The organism is Nonomuraea jabiensis (assembly GCF_014204795.1).
Taxonomy (GTDB): Bacteria; Actinomycetota; Actinomycetes; order Streptosporangiales; family Streptosporangiaceae; genus Nonomuraea; species Nonomuraea jabiensis.
This window is the reverse complement of the sequence record NZ_JACHMB010000001.1, coordinates 7,570,024-7,586,949: the sequence shown is the minus strand read 5'-3', so window position 1 is coordinate 7,586,949 and position 16,926 is coordinate 7,570,024. Positions and strand designations below refer to the sequence as shown.

Annotated in this window: 14 protein-coding genes; 10 read left to right on the top strand and 4 right to left on the bottom strand. The window is 70.6% G+C overall.

The annotated features are described in order from the left end of the window. Positions 1-5: 5 nt before the first annotated feature. From HD596_RS34685 to HD596_RS34650, 8 genes are read left to right on the top strand one after another with little or no spacing between them, the layout of a single operon-like run. Positions 6-182, top strand: coding sequence for an MbtH family protein (locus HD596_RS34685; RefSeq protein WP_185073568.1), 177 nt, complete (start codon positions 6-8; stop codon positions 180-182). 17 nt (positions 183-199) lie between these two features. Then, on the top strand, positions 200-3,493 hold the full coding sequence (locus HD596_RS34680) for a non-ribosomal peptide synthetase (RefSeq protein WP_185073566.1): 3,294 nt from the start codon (positions 200-202) through the stop codon (positions 3,491-3,493). Then, positions 3,493-4,314, top strand: coding sequence for a thioesterase domain-containing protein (locus HD596_RS34675; RefSeq protein WP_185073564.1), 822 nt, complete (start codon positions 3,493-3,495; stop codon positions 4,312-4,314). Before HD596_RS34680 ends, HD596_RS34675 begins: the two co-directional genes overlap by 1 nt. After that, positions 4,311-5,447 (top strand): acyl-CoA dehydrogenase family protein, encoded by a 1,137-nt coding sequence (locus HD596_RS34670; RefSeq protein ID WP_185073562.1) that lies wholly within the window; start codon positions 4,311-4,313, stop codon positions 5,445-5,447. The genes HD596_RS34675 and HD596_RS34670 overlap by 4 nt, the downstream gene beginning before the upstream one ends. Further along, the gene (locus tag HD596_RS34665; protein WP_185073560.1) at positions 5,444-6,394 is read left to right on the top strand and encodes an acyl-CoA dehydrogenase family protein; all 951 of its coding nucleotides are present in this window, start codon (positions 5,444-5,446) and stop codon (positions 6,392-6,394) included. Before HD596_RS34670 ends, HD596_RS34665 begins: the two co-directional genes overlap by 4 nt. A 57-nt stretch (positions 6,395-6,451) precedes the next feature. Continuing rightward, a complete protein-coding gene (locus HD596_RS34660; protein WP_185073558.1) occupies positions 6,452-7,684 on the top strand; it encodes an aspartate kinase in 1,233 nt (410 codons plus the stop codon). Next, positions 7,681-9,108, top strand: a complete 1,428-nt coding sequence (locus tag HD596_RS34655) for an MFS transporter (protein ID WP_185073556.1) — start codon at positions 7,681-7,683, stop codon at positions 9,106-9,108. Before HD596_RS34660 ends, HD596_RS34655 begins: the two co-directional genes overlap by 4 nt. A 54-nt stretch (positions 9,109-9,162) precedes the next feature. After that, positions 9,163-9,768 carry a CGNR zinc finger domain-containing protein gene (locus HD596_RS34650; RefSeq protein ID WP_185073553.1) on the top strand — a complete coding sequence of 202 codons (606 nt, stop codon included), beginning with the start codon at positions 9,163-9,165 and terminating at the stop codon, positions 9,766-9,768. A 12-nt stretch (positions 9,769-9,780) separates the two neighbouring features. Here HD596_RS34650 and HD596_RS34645 read toward each other — a convergent pair whose 3' ends face one another. Then, positions 9,781-10,386 carry a GNAT family N-acetyltransferase gene (locus HD596_RS34645; protein WP_185073551.1) on the bottom strand — a complete coding sequence of 202 codons (606 nt, stop codon included), beginning with the start codon at positions 10,384-10,386 and terminating at the stop codon, positions 9,781-9,783. 168 nt (positions 10,387-10,554) lie between these two features. Between HD596_RS34645 and cysD the strand changes: the two genes are divergently transcribed. Both cysD and cysC read left to right on the top strand, forming a co-directional pair. Then, a complete protein-coding gene (cysD, locus tag HD596_RS34640; protein WP_185073550.1) occupies positions 10,555-11,445 on the top strand; it encodes a sulfate adenylyltransferase subunit CysD in 891 nt (296 codons plus the stop codon). 8 nt (positions 11,446-11,453) lie between these two features. Further along, positions 11,454-13,295: an adenylyl-sulfate kinase gene (gene cysC, locus HD596_RS34635; RefSeq protein ID WP_221519641.1), complete on the top strand. Its 1,842-nt coding sequence runs from the start codon at positions 11,454-11,456 to the stop codon at positions 13,293-13,295. Between the two features lie 72 nt (positions 13,296-13,367). Here the strand turns inward: cysC and HD596_RS34630 are convergent, their stop codons facing one another. The 3 genes from HD596_RS34630 to HD596_RS34620 all read right to left on the bottom strand — a co-directional run bounded on the left by HD596_RS34630 (position 13,368) and on the right by HD596_RS34620 (position 16,772). Beyond that, on the bottom strand, positions 13,368-14,657 hold the full coding sequence (locus HD596_RS34630) for a dicarboxylate/amino acid:cation symporter (protein ID WP_185073546.1): 1,290 nt from the start codon (positions 14,655-14,657) through the stop codon (positions 13,368-13,370). A gap of 253 nt (positions 14,658-14,910) precedes the next feature. After that, positions 14,911-15,663 carry a GNAT family N-acetyltransferase gene (locus HD596_RS34625; RefSeq protein ID WP_185073544.1) on the bottom strand — a complete coding sequence of 251 codons (753 nt, stop codon included), beginning with the start codon at positions 15,661-15,663 and terminating at the stop codon, positions 14,911-14,913. Beyond that, positions 15,660-16,772 carry an LLM class flavin-dependent oxidoreductase gene (locus HD596_RS34620; protein WP_185073541.1) on the bottom strand — a complete coding sequence of 371 codons (1,113 nt, stop codon included), beginning with the start codon at positions 16,770-16,772 and terminating at the stop codon, positions 15,660-15,662. Before HD596_RS34620 ends, HD596_RS34625 begins: the two co-directional genes overlap by 4 nt. Positions 16,773-16,926 lie beyond the last annotated feature (154 nt).

The window sequence follows — 16,926 nt, the reverse complement described above, 5'->3', positions numbered from 1 at the left end:
GCGCAATGGAGGAGAAATTCGTCGTGGTGATCAACCACGAGGAGCAGTACTCGATCTGGCCCGCCGGCCGGGAGATTCCGACCGGCTGGCGCGAGGCCGGAGCCGAGGGCGGCAAGAGCGACTGCCTGGCACACATCGCGCAGGTGTGGACCGACCTGCGCCCGCTGAGCGTGCGACGGTGAAGGAGGAACCCGAGATCATGTCTGCCCCCAAGGAACGCAACGTCGCCGACATCAGGCGCGCCCTGCTGGAGATGAAGGTCCGCCAGCGCGTGGCGGAGAAGGCCGAGCGGGAGCGGATCGTCGCCGTCCCGCGTACGGACAAGATGGCCATCGCCGAGCAGCAGCGGTTCCTCTGGTTCCTGCACCAGATGGTCGCGGGCGCGCCGGTCTACAACGTGCCGTTCGCGATGCGCCTGCGCGGGCCGCTCGACGTGCCCGCACTCTCCGCGGCGCTGCGCGGGATAGTCGCGCGGCACGAGAGCCTGCGCACCCGGTTCGGCGACGAGCACGGCGTGCCCTTCCAGACCGTCGACCCGCCGCCCGAGACGTGGGACCTGCCGGTGACCGACGGGACCGAGGAGTCCATCCAGGACTGGATCGACGGGCAGGCGCGCGAGGAGTTCGACCTGCGCAACAAGCCGCCGTACCGGTTCGCCCTGCTGCGCCTGGGCCCCGAGGACCACGTGCTGTCCATCGTCTGGCATCACATCGTCATCGACGGATGGTCCTCGCGCCAGTTCGCCGAGGAGCTGACGGCCCGCTACGCGGATCCGGAGGGCGCGGAGTTCCCCGAGCTGACCCTCCAGCCTGCCGACTTCGCGGCGTGGCAGCGGCTCTGGCTGCTCAGCGAGGAGCCGGCCAAGCAGATCGAGTACTGGCACTCCGTGGCGGACGGGATGGAGCCGCTGGAGTGGCGTACCGACCGGCAGCGCCCGTCGGCACCCACCGGCGCCGGCCGTATCTACGAGACCCGCCTGCCCGACGACCTCGCACGCGGGATCCGCGATCTGGCCAAGGCCGAGGGCGTCTCCCTGCTTGCCCTGACGATGGCCGGATACCAGATCCTGGTGAACCGCTACACCGGCCAGCAGGACATCGCGCTCGGCTCGGTCCTTTCCGGGCGGACGCGCTCGGAGATCGAACCCATGATGGGGTTCTTCGCCAACACGGTGGTGGTCCGCGGCAATCTCGAGGGCAACCCCGTGTTCCGCGACCTGGTGCACGCCGCCAACGACAACATCCTCGAGGCGATGGCCCATCAGGACGTGCCGTTCGGCCGCCTGGTGGAGGAGCTCAAACCGGAGCGGCTGCCGGGGCGCAATCCGCTGGTCGCGCACCTGTTCACGCTGCTGCCCGAGCCGATGATCGCGCGCTGGCGCCTGCCCGGCGTAGAGGTCGAGATGCTGACCCCGCAGCCGGAGACGACCCGGTTCGACATCACGTTCCAGATCAATGACCTGCCGGACGGCGGCCTGGGCGTGTGGATCGAGTACTCCTCCGAGCTGTTCGACCACGAGCGCATCGAGCGGCTGGTCGAACACTTCGCCACGGTCATGGCCGACGCGCTGTCCAGGCCGGACGCCCGGGTGGACGCGCTGGACATCATGCCCGACAGCGAATATCTGCGCGTACTCACCGAGTGGAATCCCGCTCCCGGCGAGCCCGACGGACGCCTGCTGCACGAGCTGTTCGCGGCGCGCGTGGCCGAGGCGCCCGACGCGGTCGCGATGCGCTTCGCGGAGCAGGACCTGACCTACGCGCAGCTGGACGAGCGGTCCAGCCGGCTGGCGCACGCGCTCGTCGAGGAGTTCAAGGTGGCGCCCGGACGCGTGGTCGGGGTACTGCTCGAACGCGGCTTCGATCTGCCGGCCGCCGAACTCGCCGTGCTCAAGGCGGGCGGCGCGTGGCTGCCGCTCGACCCGCAGTATCCGCCGGAGCGGCTGGCCTACCAGCTCGGCGACGCCGACGTGGCTGCCGTGGTGACGACGTCCGATCTCGCCGACCGCGTGCCCGCGGACGTGGAGCGGATCCTGCTGGACACGGCCGCGCTCGACGGGTGGCCCGCTTCGCCGCCTTCGGTGCACGTCGCGCAGGAGGACACGGCCTACGTCATCTACACCTCCGGCTCGACCGGCACCCCCAAGGGCGTCATGGTCCCCCACCGGGCGGTGGTGAACTTCTGCACCACCTTCCAGCAGATGTTCTCGGTGACGCCGGACGACCGGATCCTGCAGTTCTCCAACCCCGCCTTCGACGTGAGCGTGTCGGACGTGTTCTCGACGCTGACCGCCGGCGGGACCATCGTGGGCGCGCCGCGCTCCGAACTGCTCGACCCCGAAGCGCTGCAGCGGCTGCTGGCCCGCGAGCGCGTGACGATGGTGGACATCCCGCCCGCGGTGCTGGGGCTGCTCGATCCGTCCGAACTGGACGATCTGAGGGTGTGCTTCATCGGCATGGAGCCGTTCGGCCCCGATCTGGTCAACCGGTGGCGCAAGCCGGGGCGCGAGTTCCACAACGGATACGGGCCGACCGAGGTCACGGTGACGTGTGTGGACTACCTGTGCCCGCCGGAGCCGCTGGACGGTCCGCCGCCGATCGGCCGGGCGATGGCCAACCAGCGGGCCTACGTCCTGGACAAGGGACTGCGGCCCGTGCCGGTCGGCGTTCCCGGGGAGCTCTACATGGCGGGCGCCGGTCTGGCCATCGGCTACCTCGGCCGGCCCGACCAGACCGCCGAGAAGTTCCTGCCCGACCCGTTCGCCGCCACCCCGGGCGAGCGCATGTACGCCACCGGCGACCTGGTCCGCTGGAACGCCGACGGCAATCTGGAGTTCCTGGGCCGGGTCGACCGCCAGGTGAAGCTGCGCGGGCTGCGCGTGGAGCTCGGCGAGATCGAGCACGCCATCGAGAGCTTCGACGGCGTGCAGCAGTGCGTCGTGACCGTGCGCGACCAGGGCACGAGCTCGGCCTGGCTGGCCGCCTACGTGGTCGGCGAGTTCGAGCCGGACGCGCTGCGCGAGCACCTGGCCGGGCGGCTGCCCCTGCACATGGTGCCCACCGATTACGTACAGCTGGAGCAGCTCCCGCTGACCTCGACCGGAAAGGTGGACCACGCGCGGCTGCCCGATCCTCGCCCCGACGGCGACGCGGGACAGGTCGAGCTGACCACCGAGACGCAGCGCCGGCTGGCCGAGATCTGGCAGGGCCTGCTGAGCCTCGACGCCGGCCGCATCGGCGCGCAGGACAACTTCTTCGTCCTCGGCGGCAACTCCCTGCAGGTCACACAGATGATCTCGAGGGTGCGCGACACCTTCCAGGTGACGCTCGACCCGCGGCGACTGTTCAGCTACCCGCTGCTCAGCCAGTTCGCCGCCCAGATCGACGAGGCGCAGCGCGCCCTGCTGGGCGAGGACGAGGTGGCGCAGCTGGAGGCCCAGGTCGCCGACCTGCCCGAGGACGAGCTGGACCGGCTGCTGAAGGAGTCGGGCTGATGGCCGGTTCGCCTCCCTCCACGTTGGAGGAGAAACAACGCGCGCTGCTGCAGCTCCGCTTGCGGCACAAACGGGAGGAGGCCCTGGCACGGCAGAGCGTCGCTTCCGCGCCGCCGGAGGGACGGGACCAGCGGACGGTGTCTCCGCTGGTGCCGCTCAGCCCCGCGGGCACGAAGCCACCGCTGTTCCTCGTGCACGCGGCGGGCGGATCGGTGGCGCCCTACGCCGCGCTGGCCGCGCTGCTGGGCGACGACCGGCCCGTCTACGCGCTGGAGGATCCGGGCCTGCACGGCGGCACCATCGGGGAACGGCCGCTGGCCGCCCTCGCGGCCACCTATCTGGCCGCGGTCCGCGAGGTCCAGCCCGACGGGCCGCTGCACGTGGGCGGCTGGTCGGTCGGCGGGGCGGTGGCGCTCGAAATGGCGCGCCAGGACGGCGACGTCGCGTTGACGTTCGTCCTCGACACCGCCATCCCGGACGGCAGTCCGTCCCGTCCCGGCGATGACGAGCTGAGCGCGTGGTTCGCCGCCGACGTCGCGGCGATGGGCGCCGAGCCGGGCCAGGCCGAGCTGGCCGAGCGATTCCCGGTGTTCGCCGCGAACGTGCGCGCGCTGCTGGCGTTCCGCCCGTCGCGCGTGGACAGCCGGGTGGTGCTGCTGCACGCCGAGGGCTCGGAGCCCGGAAAGCTCGACCGGTGGCGGGCCTACGCCGATGACATCCAGGTGGTGCGGGGCGACCACTACACCATGCTCCAATCCCCACACGTCGAAGCGCTGGCGGAAACCATGCGCGACAGACTGAGCGAGGTGAGTGTCCGATGATGCCGGCCTTCACGCCGGAACAGGACGGCTTCCGGAAAGAGGTCTGCAAGCTGCTGTGCGAGGACGCGGTGCGCGCGGAGATCGCACAGACCCGGCGGATGCCGTACGGGCAGGAGAGCGGGCTGCTCGAGGTGCACCAGCGGCTGGGCAAGCTCGGCTGGCTCGCGGTCAACTGGCCCGAGCGGTACGGCGGAGCAGACGCCACGATCGTGGAGAAGGCGATCCTGACCGAGGAGATGATCCGCCACGGCGTGCCCGAGAACGTGCACTCCCTGGGCATCGACATCGTCGGGATGGCCATCCACCTGTTCGGCACGCAGGAGCAGAAGGACCGCTTCCTGCCGCGCCTGGCGCGCGGCGAGATCACGGCCAACGTGCTGTTCAGCGAGCCGGATGTCGGATCCGACCTGGCGTCGCTGACCACGCGCGCCGAGCCGGACGGCGACGGCTGGCGCCTGTACGGCCGGAAGATCTACAACATGAAGGCGCAGCACAGTGATTTCGCGCTGTGCGCGGCCCGCACGTCGACCGGCCCGGTGAACTTCTTCGGGATCACGCTGTTCCTGGTGCCGCTGCAGAGCATGGGCGTGGTCATCGAGCCGGTGTGGAACCTGTCCGAGGAGCGCTTCGACCTGGTGACGCTGGACGGGATCCGGGTCGGGCGCGAGGACGTGCTCGGCGAGGTCGACGACGGGTGGCAGGTGCTGGGCAAGGTGCTCCCCCTGGAACGCACCGGGCTGGACCACTCCGCCAAGGCGGAGCGCACGCTGGCCGCCCTGCGCGAGCACGCGCCGCCCGGGTGCGAGCAGCGGCTGGTGCAGCTGGAGACGCGGGTGCGCGCGGCGCGGCTGCTGGCCTGGCGGTGCGTGGCCAACCTGCACGAGGGGCGGCCCGACGAGGTGCACTCGGCGACCGCCAAGTGGTACACGTCGGAGACGGCCAAGGAAGTGTCGGTGGCGGCGGTCGAGCTGCTCGGGCCGCAGGCGCTGCTGGACGCACGCGATCCCGAGGCGATCGCCGAGGGCGTCTTCGACGCCGCGCTCCGGGAGGCCCCGGGGCTCACGCTCGCCCAGGGTTCTTCGGAGATCATGCTCTTCTTTGTCGCCACATCGAAATTGGGGTTGCCGTCATGACCGCAACGGAGACCACGGCGATCGCCGACTTCTTCGACGAGGATCTGGCGCCGATCGTGCGGCGGATGGCCGATCGGCCGCGCGCCGAGGGCGGAGACGACGACGGTCGCGAGATCCGCGCGATGGTGTGGGAGGGGCTGGCCGGGCTCGGCGCGCTCCACGCCTCCGACACCGTACGGCTGGCCGAGCTGCTCGGGTCCGTGCTGTATCAGGGGCCGCTGCTCGACACCCTCACCGCCCGGGAGCTGCTGCGGGACCACGACCTCGGCCAGGCGCCGGTGGCGCTGGCGGTCGCGGACGAGCCCTGGTCCGAACAGGACGGGGCGATCTCCGCGCGGCGGGCCTTCGTCGGGTTCGCGGCGGAAGTGGACCACTTCCTCGTGGGCGGCGTCGACGACACCGCCGGACTGCGCCTGGCACTCGTACGTGCCGGCCATCCGTCCATCACGATGCGGCGGTACGAGGAGACGAGCCGCGGCGAGGCGTACGCGGTCGAGTTCGCGGGCACGCCCGTGACCGCCTGGGCCGGCTCCTCCGCCGAGTGGCAGGCGGCGCTGGCCAACGCGCGGGTGCGCCAGGCGGCGTACCTGGTGGGCCTGGCCCAGGCGGCGCTCGATCACGCCGTCGACTACGCCAAGACGCGCCGCCAGTTCGGCCAGCCCATCGGCAAGTTCCAGGGGCTGGCGTTCCGGCTCAGCGAGCTGTCGATGCACATCGACGCGACGCGCCTGCTGGTGCACGACCGCGACGCGGCCGCGCACGCGGCGGCCAACCTCGCGGCGGCGTCGGACCTGGCCCGCACCGTCACGACGCGGACCATGCAGGTCCACGGTGCCGCCGGCATGCGGTCCGACAACGACGCGCAGTTGTACTACAGGCGGGCGGCGGCCGAATCGGTGCGGCTCGGCACGCCGTCCCAGCTGCGCCGCGAAAGCTGGGGGACGTGATGGCGGGGGCCGCGGCGGCCGGGAAGCCGGAAGACGACGTGGCGCAGGAGTAGACCGATGAACCTGGTGATACAGAAGTACGGCGGAACATCACTGGGTGACGTGAGCAAGATCAGTCATGCGGCGAAGCGCATAGCCGCCGCGGACGGATCCGTGGTCGCCGTGGTGTCCGCGATGGGCAGTGCCACCGACACCATGCTCGACCTGGCACGTAGTCTCACGGCGACGCCACACGCCCGGGAACTGGACCTCCTGCTCAGTACGGGTGAGCAGGCCTCCGCCGCCGCACTCGCGCTGGCGCTGAACGAACTGGGCGTGCCCGCCCGCTCGTTCAGCGCCCGCGACGGCGGCATCATCACCGACGGAGTGCATGGTTGCGCACGTATCGTCAGCGTCGACCCGGCGCGGATCCGCGAATGCGTCGCGACCGGCCAGGTCCCCGTGGTGACCGGCTTCCAGGGCATCGCCGCGGACAGCGGCGAGCTCACCACGCTGAGCCGGGGCGGCTCCGACACCACCGCCGTGGCCCTGGCCGCGGCGCTGCGGGCCGAGGCGTGCGAGATATTCACCGACGTCGAGGGCGTGTTCACCGCCGATCCGCGACTCATCGCCGAAGCCCGCAAGCTGGACCAGCTCTCCTACGAGGACATGGCCGAGCTGGCCGCCGGCGGCGCCACGGTGCTCGCCCATTCCAGCGTGGAGTACGCCAGCACCCATCGCGTTCCCGTTCACGTCCGATCCAGCACGACCGAGACGGCCGGCACCTGGGTGACCGGCCTCCGCTCGGCCGCCCCGCCCGACGGCGAGCGGTTCACCGCCGTCGGCGTCGCCCACCGGACCGGTCAGCTCCGCTGCCGGCTCGACGGAGTCGGCCCCACGGCCCTGACCGCGGTCGCCGCGGCGCTGGCCGATCCGCTGCTGCACGTGGACATGCTCGGCCGCCCGACCGCCGGCAGCCCCTGTTCGCTGCGGTTCGTCGTGAACGCCGCCGACCGGGACCAGGTGGACGGGGTGCTCGCCGACCTGCGGGCGGCCGGCGCGTTCACCAAGTGCCACTGGTCCGGGCCCATGGGGAAGGTGTCGCTGGTGGGTCGCGGGTTCCGGGCCCGCCATCCCCGGGTGCGGCTCCTCCTGGACACGCTCAAGGCCCAGGGCGTCGCCGTACGGGACGTGACCGTCCATGCCCGGCGGATCTCCATCACCTGCGCCGAGCACGACGTGCTCGACGCGGTGACGCGCCTTCACCGGATGTTCCTCGACCCGACCCCCTGCGAAAGGGATGTGAAATGAGCGAAGCATCGTCGCACGCGACCGGAAGGGTGGAGAGCGGATTCCATTCCCGGCAGTTCTGGCAGCTCACCGTCATCTGCGGCACCCAGTTCCTGGTCGCCCTTGACTATTCGATCATCAACGTCGCCGCCCCGAGCATTCGCGAGGGCATGGAGTTCACCGCGGGCGGCATCGCGTGGGTTCTTTCCGCCTATCCCCTCGCCTTCTGCGGCTTCCTCCTCCTCGGGGGAAGGGTCGCCGATCTGTTCGGGAGGAAGCGGGTGTTCATCTGGAGCATGGCCGGCTTCGTTCTGGCTTCGCTCCTTGCGGGGCTCGCCTGGTCGCCGGCGGCTCTTATCGCGGGCCGCGCCCTGCAGGGGGTCGCCGCCGCGTTCATCGCCCCGGCGGGTCTGGGGCTGCTCCAGGCGGCCGTCCCGGAAGGCGCGCAACGCGAACGCGCTCTCGGCATCTACGGCTCGGCGCTGTCGGCGGGGTTCGTCTCCGGCATGGTGCTAGGGGGTGTCCTCACCGAGTACGCCGGTTGGCGATCCGTCTTCCTGATCAACGTACCCATCGTCCTGGTCGCCGGTCTGCTCGCGAGGGCCTGCCTCGACGAGAGCCGGGACACGAACGCATCCCGCCACCTGGATCTCCTCGGGGTCGCCCTGGCGACCACGGGCATGGTCGCGCTGGTGTTCGCCCTCACCGACGGGGAGAAGTACGGCTGGGTGTCGGCTCCGATCCTGCTGGCCGCCGGGATCGCGGTGCCCGCCGTGGCCCTGTTCATCTGGGTGGAGTCCCGCAAGGACAACGCCCTCGTGCCGATCTCCATCTTCCGCACCGCCGCCATCGGCGCGGCCAACCTGGTCAACGTCCTGCTGATCTGCTCCTACGGCGGAATGCTGTTCATCCTCACCCTCTACCTCCAGACGCATCTCGGTCTGGGCGCGCTCACGACCGGCCTGACGTTCGCGGTCTCGGGCGCGATCGCGATCGTCACCGGGATCTACGCGGGCAAGCTGGTCGAGCGCTTCGGGCTCTACCGCGTGCTCCTTACCGGGATCGTCATCGAGACGCTCGGCATCCTGATCATGGTGGGCCTGCCGGAGGGTTACGGACTCGCGCTCGTCCTGATCGGCACCTCGGTGAACGCCTTCGGTCACATCCTCGCGCTGATCACGACGAGCATCGCCGGCACGAACGGCGCCGACGAGGGGCGGCGGGCCACGGCCGGCGCTCTGATCAACGTCTCCCAGCAGCTGGGGCTGGCCGTGGGCGTCGGAGTCGTGACGTCGGTGGCGGCCCACTTCGCCAGGGTCACCGGTGGATCCGAGGCCGTCCTCGCCGGGTGGCGCTGGTCTCTGTGGTGCTCGGTCGGGTTCGCGGTCGCGGCGGTCATCACGACCGTCCTTCTCCGGAGACGTTTCAAGGGCGAGATCACGTGACCGGACTCCCGGTGCGCCCTGGCCCACAGCCGAGAACCATATATACTAGTTATAATGGTTACTCTTGCTACGAAGGCCCGGTCGCCCTGGCAGGACGCCCACTTCATCGGCGGCCACCCGGTCCTGGACCTCACGAACACCGTCTTCGATCGCACCCACCCGGCCGAGGACGGCGAGCTGCTGAAGACGCCCTCGGACGTCCTGACGTGGTGCGCGTCCGCGGGGCTGTTCGAGGAGGTGCCGTCCTTGACGGAGGCCTCCGCGAGCGGCCTCGTGCCGGAGGTTCAGGCCGTTCGCGAACAGGCGTGGGCCGTCTTCAGCGCGGTCGCCCACGGCCAGGCGGTGCCGGCCGAGCCGTTCGGGGCGCTTCTCGAACGGGCCGGGACGGGCGTGCGAGCCGAGCAGGTCCAGCAGATCGATGCCGCGCTCGACCGCTTCACCGTGGACTGGACGGCGCCGGGAGCGATTCCCGCGGCCCTGTCACTGCTGGTGGTCCAGGCGCTGTTCACCCTTCCGCGCGACCGGATCAGGGCATGCGGGAGATGTGGCTGGCTGTTCCTGGACTCCTCGCGGGGCGGACGCCGCCGCTGGTGCAGCATGAACATCTGCGGCAATCGCGAGAAGGCGCGCCGCCACCGTCAGGGGCGGGCGCACCACTGATCGCCTCTCGCGTCATCCGGCGGGACTGAGCTTCCGCCGCATGATCGGCCGATCGTCACGCGGGCGGGCCACCTCGGAGAATCCTGCGGCGAGGAAGGCGCTGGCTATCCCGGTCATCGCGGTGTCCGCGCCCGCGCGTTTCCCCTCGCGGGGTTCGATCGGATAGCCCTCTGCGGTCGTGTAGCCCGCGGAGGCGGCGTACTCGCAGACGGCTTCGAGAATGGCCGGCAGCAGGCCGGAGCCTCGATGCTTTCTCTGCACGTAGATGCACGTGATCGCGCAGACCGGCTCGTCGTCGATGTTGGCGAGCAGGGGCGAGCGCTCGAGTCTCGGAAACTCGGAACGCGGCCCGAGCGAGCACCACGCCACCGGCGTGTTGCTTTCGTAGACGACGACGCCGGGCACCGGCTTGCGCTGGGCGAGACGGCTCATGGCCCGCTTGTTCCCCTCGCCCTTGCCTTCCGTCCACTCCGCGATGGACAGCCGCCAGTGCATGCACCAGCACCCGCGGGCGCCGCCGTTCTTCCCGAGAACGGCCTCGAAATCGCTCCAGGTCTTCTTGGACAGCTCTTTGACAGCCAGGGAGCCGGAAGCTGCTTGACCGCTACGAGTGTTCATCGCCGCACCGCCAATCTGACGCGAATAACCGGTATCTGGCTTTTATAGGTTACTATAGAGGAGCATGCCCGCGGGGATCAGGGGGACCGATCCGCCGGCCGCCATCAATGTCGCTCGACACCGCGGCCGGACCACGAAAAACCGTTAGCGACGACGGAGGGCCGACACGTGGCCGAAGAAGACGTCCTGGACATGCTCGAAGCCGAGGCGATCCACGTGCTGCGCGAGGTCGCCGGGGCCTTTCGCCGCCCGGTGCTGCTCTACTCGATCGGCAAGGATTCCTCGGTGCTGCTGCACCTGGCGATCAAGGCGTTCGCGCCCGGCCGGATGCCGTTTCCCGTGCTGCACATCGACACGCTCTGGAAGTTCCGCGAGATGATCGCCTTCCGGGACGACACGGCCAGACGGCTGGGGCTCGACCTGCGGGTGCACACCAACCCGGAGCGGGTGACGCCGTTCACCCACGGCGCGCACGAGTACACGCGGATCATGAAGACCGTCGCGCTGCGCCAGGCGCTCGACGAGGGCGGGTTCGACGCGGCGATCGGCGGCGCGCGGCGCGACGAGGAGCGGTCGCGGGCCAAAGAGAGGATCTTCTCGCTGCGCGAGCCCGGCCATCGCTGGGAGCCGCGCTCGCAGCGCCCGGAGTTCTGGTGGTGGGCGAACACCGAGCTGGCCGACGGCCAGTCGATGCGGGTGTTCCCGCTGTCGAACTGGACGGAGCTGGACGTCTGGCGCTACATCAGGCGGGAGGGCATCCCCGTGGTGCCGCTGTACTTCAGCGCACCACGCCCGGTCGTGGAGCGGGACGGCTCGCTGATCATGGTGGACGACGAGCGCTTCCCGCTGTCACCGGGCGAGCGGCCGCTGCTGCGCCAGGTCCGGTTCCGCACCCTCGGCTGCTACCCGCTGACCGCGGCCGTCGAGTCCAAGGCCGAGACCCTCGACGAGCTCATCGACGAGATGCGGCTCGACCGCAGGTCCGAGCGCGCCGGCCGGCTCATCGACGGCGAGGGCGGCACGTCCATAGAGAGCAAGAAGTCGGAGGGGTACTTCTGATGATTCCGGTGCTTCGAGTGATCGCCTGCGGCTCGGTCGACGACGGCAAGTCCACCCTCATCGGTCGGCTGCTCGCCAACACCGGCAGCGCCACCGAGGACCAGCTCGACTACGCGCGGCGCACCAGACGCGGCGGTTCCACGATCCCGGCCGGAGCGGTCGACTACTCGCTGCTGACCGACGGCCTGGAGGCCGAGCACGAGCAGGGCATCACCATCGACGTCGCCCACCTGTTCCTGGACCTGCCGTCCGGCCGCCGGGTGATCATCGCCGACGCCCCGGGACACGAGCAGTACACCCGCAACATGGCGGTCGCGGCCTCCACCGCGGACGTCGCCGTGTTACTCGTCGACGCCACCAAGGGGGTCCGCGAGCAGACCCACCGTCACCTGGCGATCTGCGCGCTGATGGACGTGCCGGCCGTCATCGCGGTGGTCAACAAGCTCGACGCGGTGGGCTACGACCAGGCGGTGTTCGACAAGCTCGCGAGCGAGGTGCTGTCGGCCGCGAACGACCTCGACATGGCGGCGAGCGTGATCCCGGCCAGCGCGCTCGACGGGGACAACGTCGTCGGAGCGTCGCCGAACCTGCCCTGGTACGACGGGCCGACGCTGCTCGGCGCGCTGTCCGCCTGGGAGCCGCCCGACCGGCCGCGACCGGACGGCGCCGGCGACTACCGGCTGCCCGTCCAGTACGTGATCCGGGCGGACGACTTCCGCGGTTTCGCGGGCACGGTGGTCGGCGGCCCGGTCCGGCCGGGCGACGCCGTCGCGGTCGCCGGCAGCGGCGTGGAGTCGAGGATCGACCGGCTGCTCGGCCCCGGCGGCGGCGACCTCGACCGGGCCGGCCCCGGCACCCCGGTGACGGTGGCGCTGGCCGACGACGTCGACGTCCGTCGCGGTGACCTGCTGACCACGCCGGGCGCCCTCGGCAACGGGCTCTCCCCGGCCACGGCGTACTCCGCCACGCTGGTCTGGACCGCCGAGGAGCCGCTCCGGCACGGCCGCTCCTACCTGCTGCTGGCCGGGTCGCGGACCGTGCCCGCCGTGGTCACGACCGTGCGCGGCCGCATGGACGTGGTCTCCAGCAAGCAGATCGCCGCGCGTACGCTCGGCCTCAACGACATCGGCACGGTCGAGCTGACCACCGACACCCCGATCTGCCTGGACGGCTACCGGACGTGCCGGGACACGGGCAGCTTCCTGCTCGTGGACCGGGTCAGCAAGGAGACCGTGGCGGCCGGCATGGTCCGGCACGCGCTGCGGCGCGGCCGCAACGTCGTCCCCCACGCCTACACCGTCGACCGCGAGGCGAGACAGCGGCTGAAGGGGCAGCGGGCCAGGGTGCTGTGGCTGACCGGCCTGCCGGGCGCCGGCAAGTCGACGATCGCCAACGCGCTGGAGCGGCGGCTGCACGCCATGGGGCTGCACACGTACGTGCTCGACGGCGACAACGTCCGCAGCGGGCTCAACAAGGACCTCGGATTCACCCCCGAGGACCGCGCGGAGAACGTGCGCCGGGTCGCCGAGCTGACCCGCATCCTGCTGGACGCCGGGCTGATCGTGATCGTCGCGCTGGTCTCGCCGTTCCGGACGGACCGGGCGGTGGCCAAGAGCCTGTTCCAGCCGGGCGACTTCGCCGAGGTCTGGGTGGACACCCCGGCCGAGGTGTGCGCGCGCCGGGACCCGAAGGGCCTGTACGCCCAGGCGAAGGCCGGCACGCTGCCGAACCTGACCGGCCTCGGCCAGCCCTACGAGCCGCCGGAGCACCCCGACCTGGTGGTCGACGGCACCGGTTCGGCCGATGACGCGGCGGACGAGCTGTGCGCCCTTCTCCGTGATACTGCTTGACCTCGCCGGGCCAGGCAGGCGGGGCCGCCCTTGCGCGGGCTGCTGCCCGCCTGCCCGTCCGGATGAGAAGGGTCAGGCGATCGCCGGTTCGCCGGAAGGGCGCGGCGCGCTCACCGGAGACTCGTCGAGCGGCTGCGGAGGAGCGTTGAGCACCGCCTCGTCGATACGGCCCTCGCCGCGGGCGACGAGGACCGGCACCACGATCTGTCCGGCGACGTTGGTCGCGGTGCGGATCATGTCCAGGATCGGGTCGATGGCGAGCAGGAGACCGACACCCTCGAGCGGCAGGCCCAGCGTGCTCAGGGTCAGCGTGAGCATGACGATCGCGCCGGTCAGACCGGCCGTCGCGGCCGAGCCGACCACGGAGACGAACGCGATGAGCAGGTACTCGCCGACGCCCAGCGGGACGTTGAACACCTGAGCCACGAAGATCGCCGCCAGCGCCGGGTAGATCGAGGCACAGCCGTCCATCTTGGTGGTGGCGCCGAACGGCACGGCGAAGGAGGCGTAGTCGCGGTCGACGCCCAGCCGCTCGATCGTGACCTTCTGCGTCAGCGGCAGCGTGCCCACCGAGGAGCGGGAGACGAAGGCCAGCTCGATCGCGGGCCACGCGTTGCGGAAGAACGTGATCGGGTTGACCTTGCCGACCAGCGAGAGCAGCGCCGGGTAGACGGCCAGCAGGATGATGAAGCAGCCGATGTAGACGCCGAGGCTGAGCTTGGCCAGCGGCGCGAGCAGATCCCACCCGTACGTGGCGACCGACTTGCCGATCAGGCCGGCGGTCCCGATGGGGGCCAGGCGGATGACCCACCACAGCGCCTTCTGGACCAGTTCGAGGATCGAGCGGCTGAAGGTGAGGAACGGCTCGGCCTTCTCCCCGATCGCGAGGGCCGCCGCGCCGAGGACGATCCCCAGGAAGACGATCTGGAGGACGTTGAGCTCGGTGAACGCCGTGACGATGTTCGTCGGGATGATGCCGGTGAGGAAGTCGACCCAGGATCCGACGTGCTCCGGCGCCTTCGCGCCAGCCGTGCTCAGGGTGACGCCCTGGCCAGGGTTGAGGATCAGGCCGAGGGCGATGCCGACGATGACGGCGATCAGCGCGGTGGCCAGGAACCAGAACAGCGTCTTGCCCGCCAGCCTGGCCGCGCCGTTGACGTTGCGGAGGTTGGCGACGCTGACCACGACGGCGGTGAACACCAGCGGGGGCACTGCCAGCTTGAGCAGCTGGACGAAGATCGCGCCGACTTCGGTGAGGGTGGAAGCCAGCCAAGCGAGGTCCCAGACGCGGGCCGCGAAGCCGAGGGCGACTCCCAGGACCAGGCCCAGCAGCAGCTGCAGGGAGAAAGAGAATCTCTTCACGATGAGGAAGGCTCCGAGGCGAGAAGGGGTGGGGATCGAGCGCTACGTCAGAGCGCGATCAGTGGCAGGGGGAGCCGGTCAGACGACACAGATCTATGTACGGCCGCTCAAACAAGCCAGACAGGACGATAGACCTCACAAGGCGAGCAATCGTATGAATAGGTCGATATCCCGACTGTATGAGTGATCTACTTCGCGAATCAAGACTTCCCCGGTAGGAATTTAGGGGACCGTACATCGGGGCGTACCGTTCTCACGGTTCTCGGCCGCCACCGAGGCCGACATCCAGCGCTTCTGGGGCGAGCCACTCGACGGCATCCCGCGCCGGAACCCGTACAGTGCGGAAGTCCGTGGTGCGGCGCAGGCGGAAGCCGAGCCGCTCGTACAGGCGGATCGCGCCGACGTTGGCGGCCGAGGCGTGCAGGAACGGGGTCTCGCCCCGCCTGCGGATGCCCGCAACGACGGCGAGCACCAGCCGGGTCGCCAGGCCGCGGCCTCGATGGGCGGGATCGGTGCAGACCGCGCTGACCTCGGTCCAGCCCGGCGGGCGCAGGCGTTCGCCGGCCATCGCCACCAGCACGCCTCCGGACCGTATCCCGAGATAGACGCCGAGCTCGACGGTACGCGGCAGGAACGGGCCCGGCTTCGTACGCCCGGTGAGATCCAGCATCTCCGGCACGTCCCGCGCCCCCAGCCGGACCACGCCGGCGTCGTCCGCACCGGTGAGGCGTTCGCCGGTGAGCTGGACCCCCGGCACGTTCGCCACCTCCTCCCAGCCGGCCGGAAGCGCCGACACCGTGCCGGGCAGGGCCACCTGCCCGGCGGGTCCCACCAGCGCGGCGACATCGTCCCAGTCGGCCGGGCCGGGCTCGGGCGGCATCGACAGGAACGGCGAGACGTCGAGGGGATACCGCAGCACGCGGCCGCGCCGTTCGGTCAGATGGGCGTGCGCGCCCAGGAGCGAGGCCCGTACGGGGTCGTCCAGGACGGCCGGGGAAGCGGTCATGGCGCGACCGGGCTCAGCCGCGCCCGCGCCGCCCGCTGCCGGTCCCGTTCGGCGACCCCCTCGCGGACCAGGGGAATCACATGCCGCCCGAAGTCGATGGCGTCGTCCAGGATGTCGTAGCCGCGGGCCGAGAGGATCTCCACGCCCAGGTCGTAGTAGTCCAGCAGGGCCTCGGCGACGGTCTCGGGGGTGCCGACGAGCGCCGTCGAGTTGCCCGCGCCTCCCGTGGCCGCGGCGGTCGGCGTCCACAGCGCGCGGTCGTGGCGCTCCCCCTTGGCGGCGACGCCGAGCAGCCGCTGCGAGCCGGCGTTCTGCGGGGGGCCGGACAACCGGCGCCGGTTCGCCCCCACCCGGTGCAGATCGCCCAGGATGCGATGGGCCTTCTCCCATGCCAGTTCCTCGGTCGGCGCGATGATCGGCCGGAACGCCACCTGGAATTTTGGCACGTCGCTCCGGCCCGCCCGCGACGCCGCCTGCTTCACCGAGGCGATCTGCTCTGCCGTCTCGGCCAGCGGCTCCCCCCACAGGCAGTAGATGTCGGCCTCCGCCCCGCCCGCCGCGTAGGCGGCCTCCGACGAGCCGCCGAAGGACACTCTGGGGCGCGGCTGCTGCACCGGGAACACGTCCGAGACGAAGTCCTCGAACGAGTAGTGCTCGCCCTCATGGTCGAACGGCTCCCTCGACGTCCAGCCCTTCTTGACGATCTGGATGTACTCCCTGGTCCTGGAGTAGCGTTCGTCCTTGGTCAGGACGTCGCCCTCCCTGCCCTGCTCCCTGTCGTTGCCGCCCGTGATGAAGTGCACCGTCAGCCGCCCGTCGCTGATCTGGTCGAGGGTGGCGAAGGTCTTGAGCGCGTACGTCGGATAGGACACGTTCGGCCGGTGCGCCAGCAGGATCTGCAGATCCTCGACCCTGGTCGCCACGTAGGCGGCCACCTGCGCCGGATCGGGCGAGCCCGAGCCGTAGGCGAACAGCACCCGGTCCCAGCCGTACTCCTGGTGGGCGCGGGCGAGCCGCAGCGTGTACTGCTTGTCGAAGGAGGCGCCGGAGCGCGGCGAGGTCTCCGAGCCGTCGTTGGTCCCGCCGATCCCGAGGAACTCCACAGGCATGAGCCGAGCCTTTCTGATGTTCGTCAGCGAACCTCAGCTCAACACAGCCACCACTAAACCGTCAAGACCTACTGGTTTAGTGGGTTTTAAATCCATGCTTGAACATCCCATACTTCTGGTAGGAAAATAGGCTTATCGTGACGAGCGCCGGGAG

Coding starts and splice junctions, on each gene's coding strand:
- HD596_RS34685 (WP_185073568.1), top strand. CDS start 6: ATGGAGGAGAAATTCGTCGTGGTGATCAACCACGAGGAGCAGTACTCG.
- HD596_RS34680 (WP_185073566.1), top strand. CDS start 200: ATGTCTGCCCCCAAGGAACGCAACGTCGCCGACATCAGGCGCGCCCTG.
- HD596_RS34675 (WP_185073564.1), top strand. CDS start 3,493: ATGGCCGGTTCGCCTCCCTCCACGTTGGAGGAGAAACAACGCGCGCTG.
- HD596_RS34670 (WP_185073562.1), top strand. CDS start 4,311: ATGATGCCGGCCTTCACGCCGGAACAGGACGGCTTCCGGAAAGAGGTC.
- HD596_RS34665 (WP_185073560.1), top strand. CDS start 5,444: ATGACCGCAACGGAGACCACGGCGATCGCCGACTTCTTCGACGAGGAT.
- HD596_RS34660 (WP_185073558.1), top strand. CDS start 6,452: ATGAACCTGGTGATACAGAAGTACGGCGGAACATCACTGGGTGACGTG.
- HD596_RS34655 (WP_185073556.1), top strand. CDS start 7,681: ATGAGCGAAGCATCGTCGCACGCGACCGGAAGGGTGGAGAGCGGATTC.
- HD596_RS34650 (WP_185073553.1), top strand. CDS start 9,163: ATGGTTACTCTTGCTACGAAGGCCCGGTCGCCCTGGCAGGACGCCCAC.
- HD596_RS34645 (WP_185073551.1), bottom strand. CDS start 10,386: ATGAACACTCGTAGCGGTCAAGCAGCTTCCGGCTCCCTGGCTGTCAAA.
- HD596_RS34625 (WP_185073544.1), bottom strand. CDS start 15,663: ATGACCGCTTCCCCGGCCGTCCTGGACGACCCCGTACGGGCCTCGCTC.
- HD596_RS34620 (WP_185073541.1), bottom strand. CDS start 16,772: ATGCCTGTGGAGTTCCTCGGGATCGGCGGGACCAACGACGGCTCGGAG.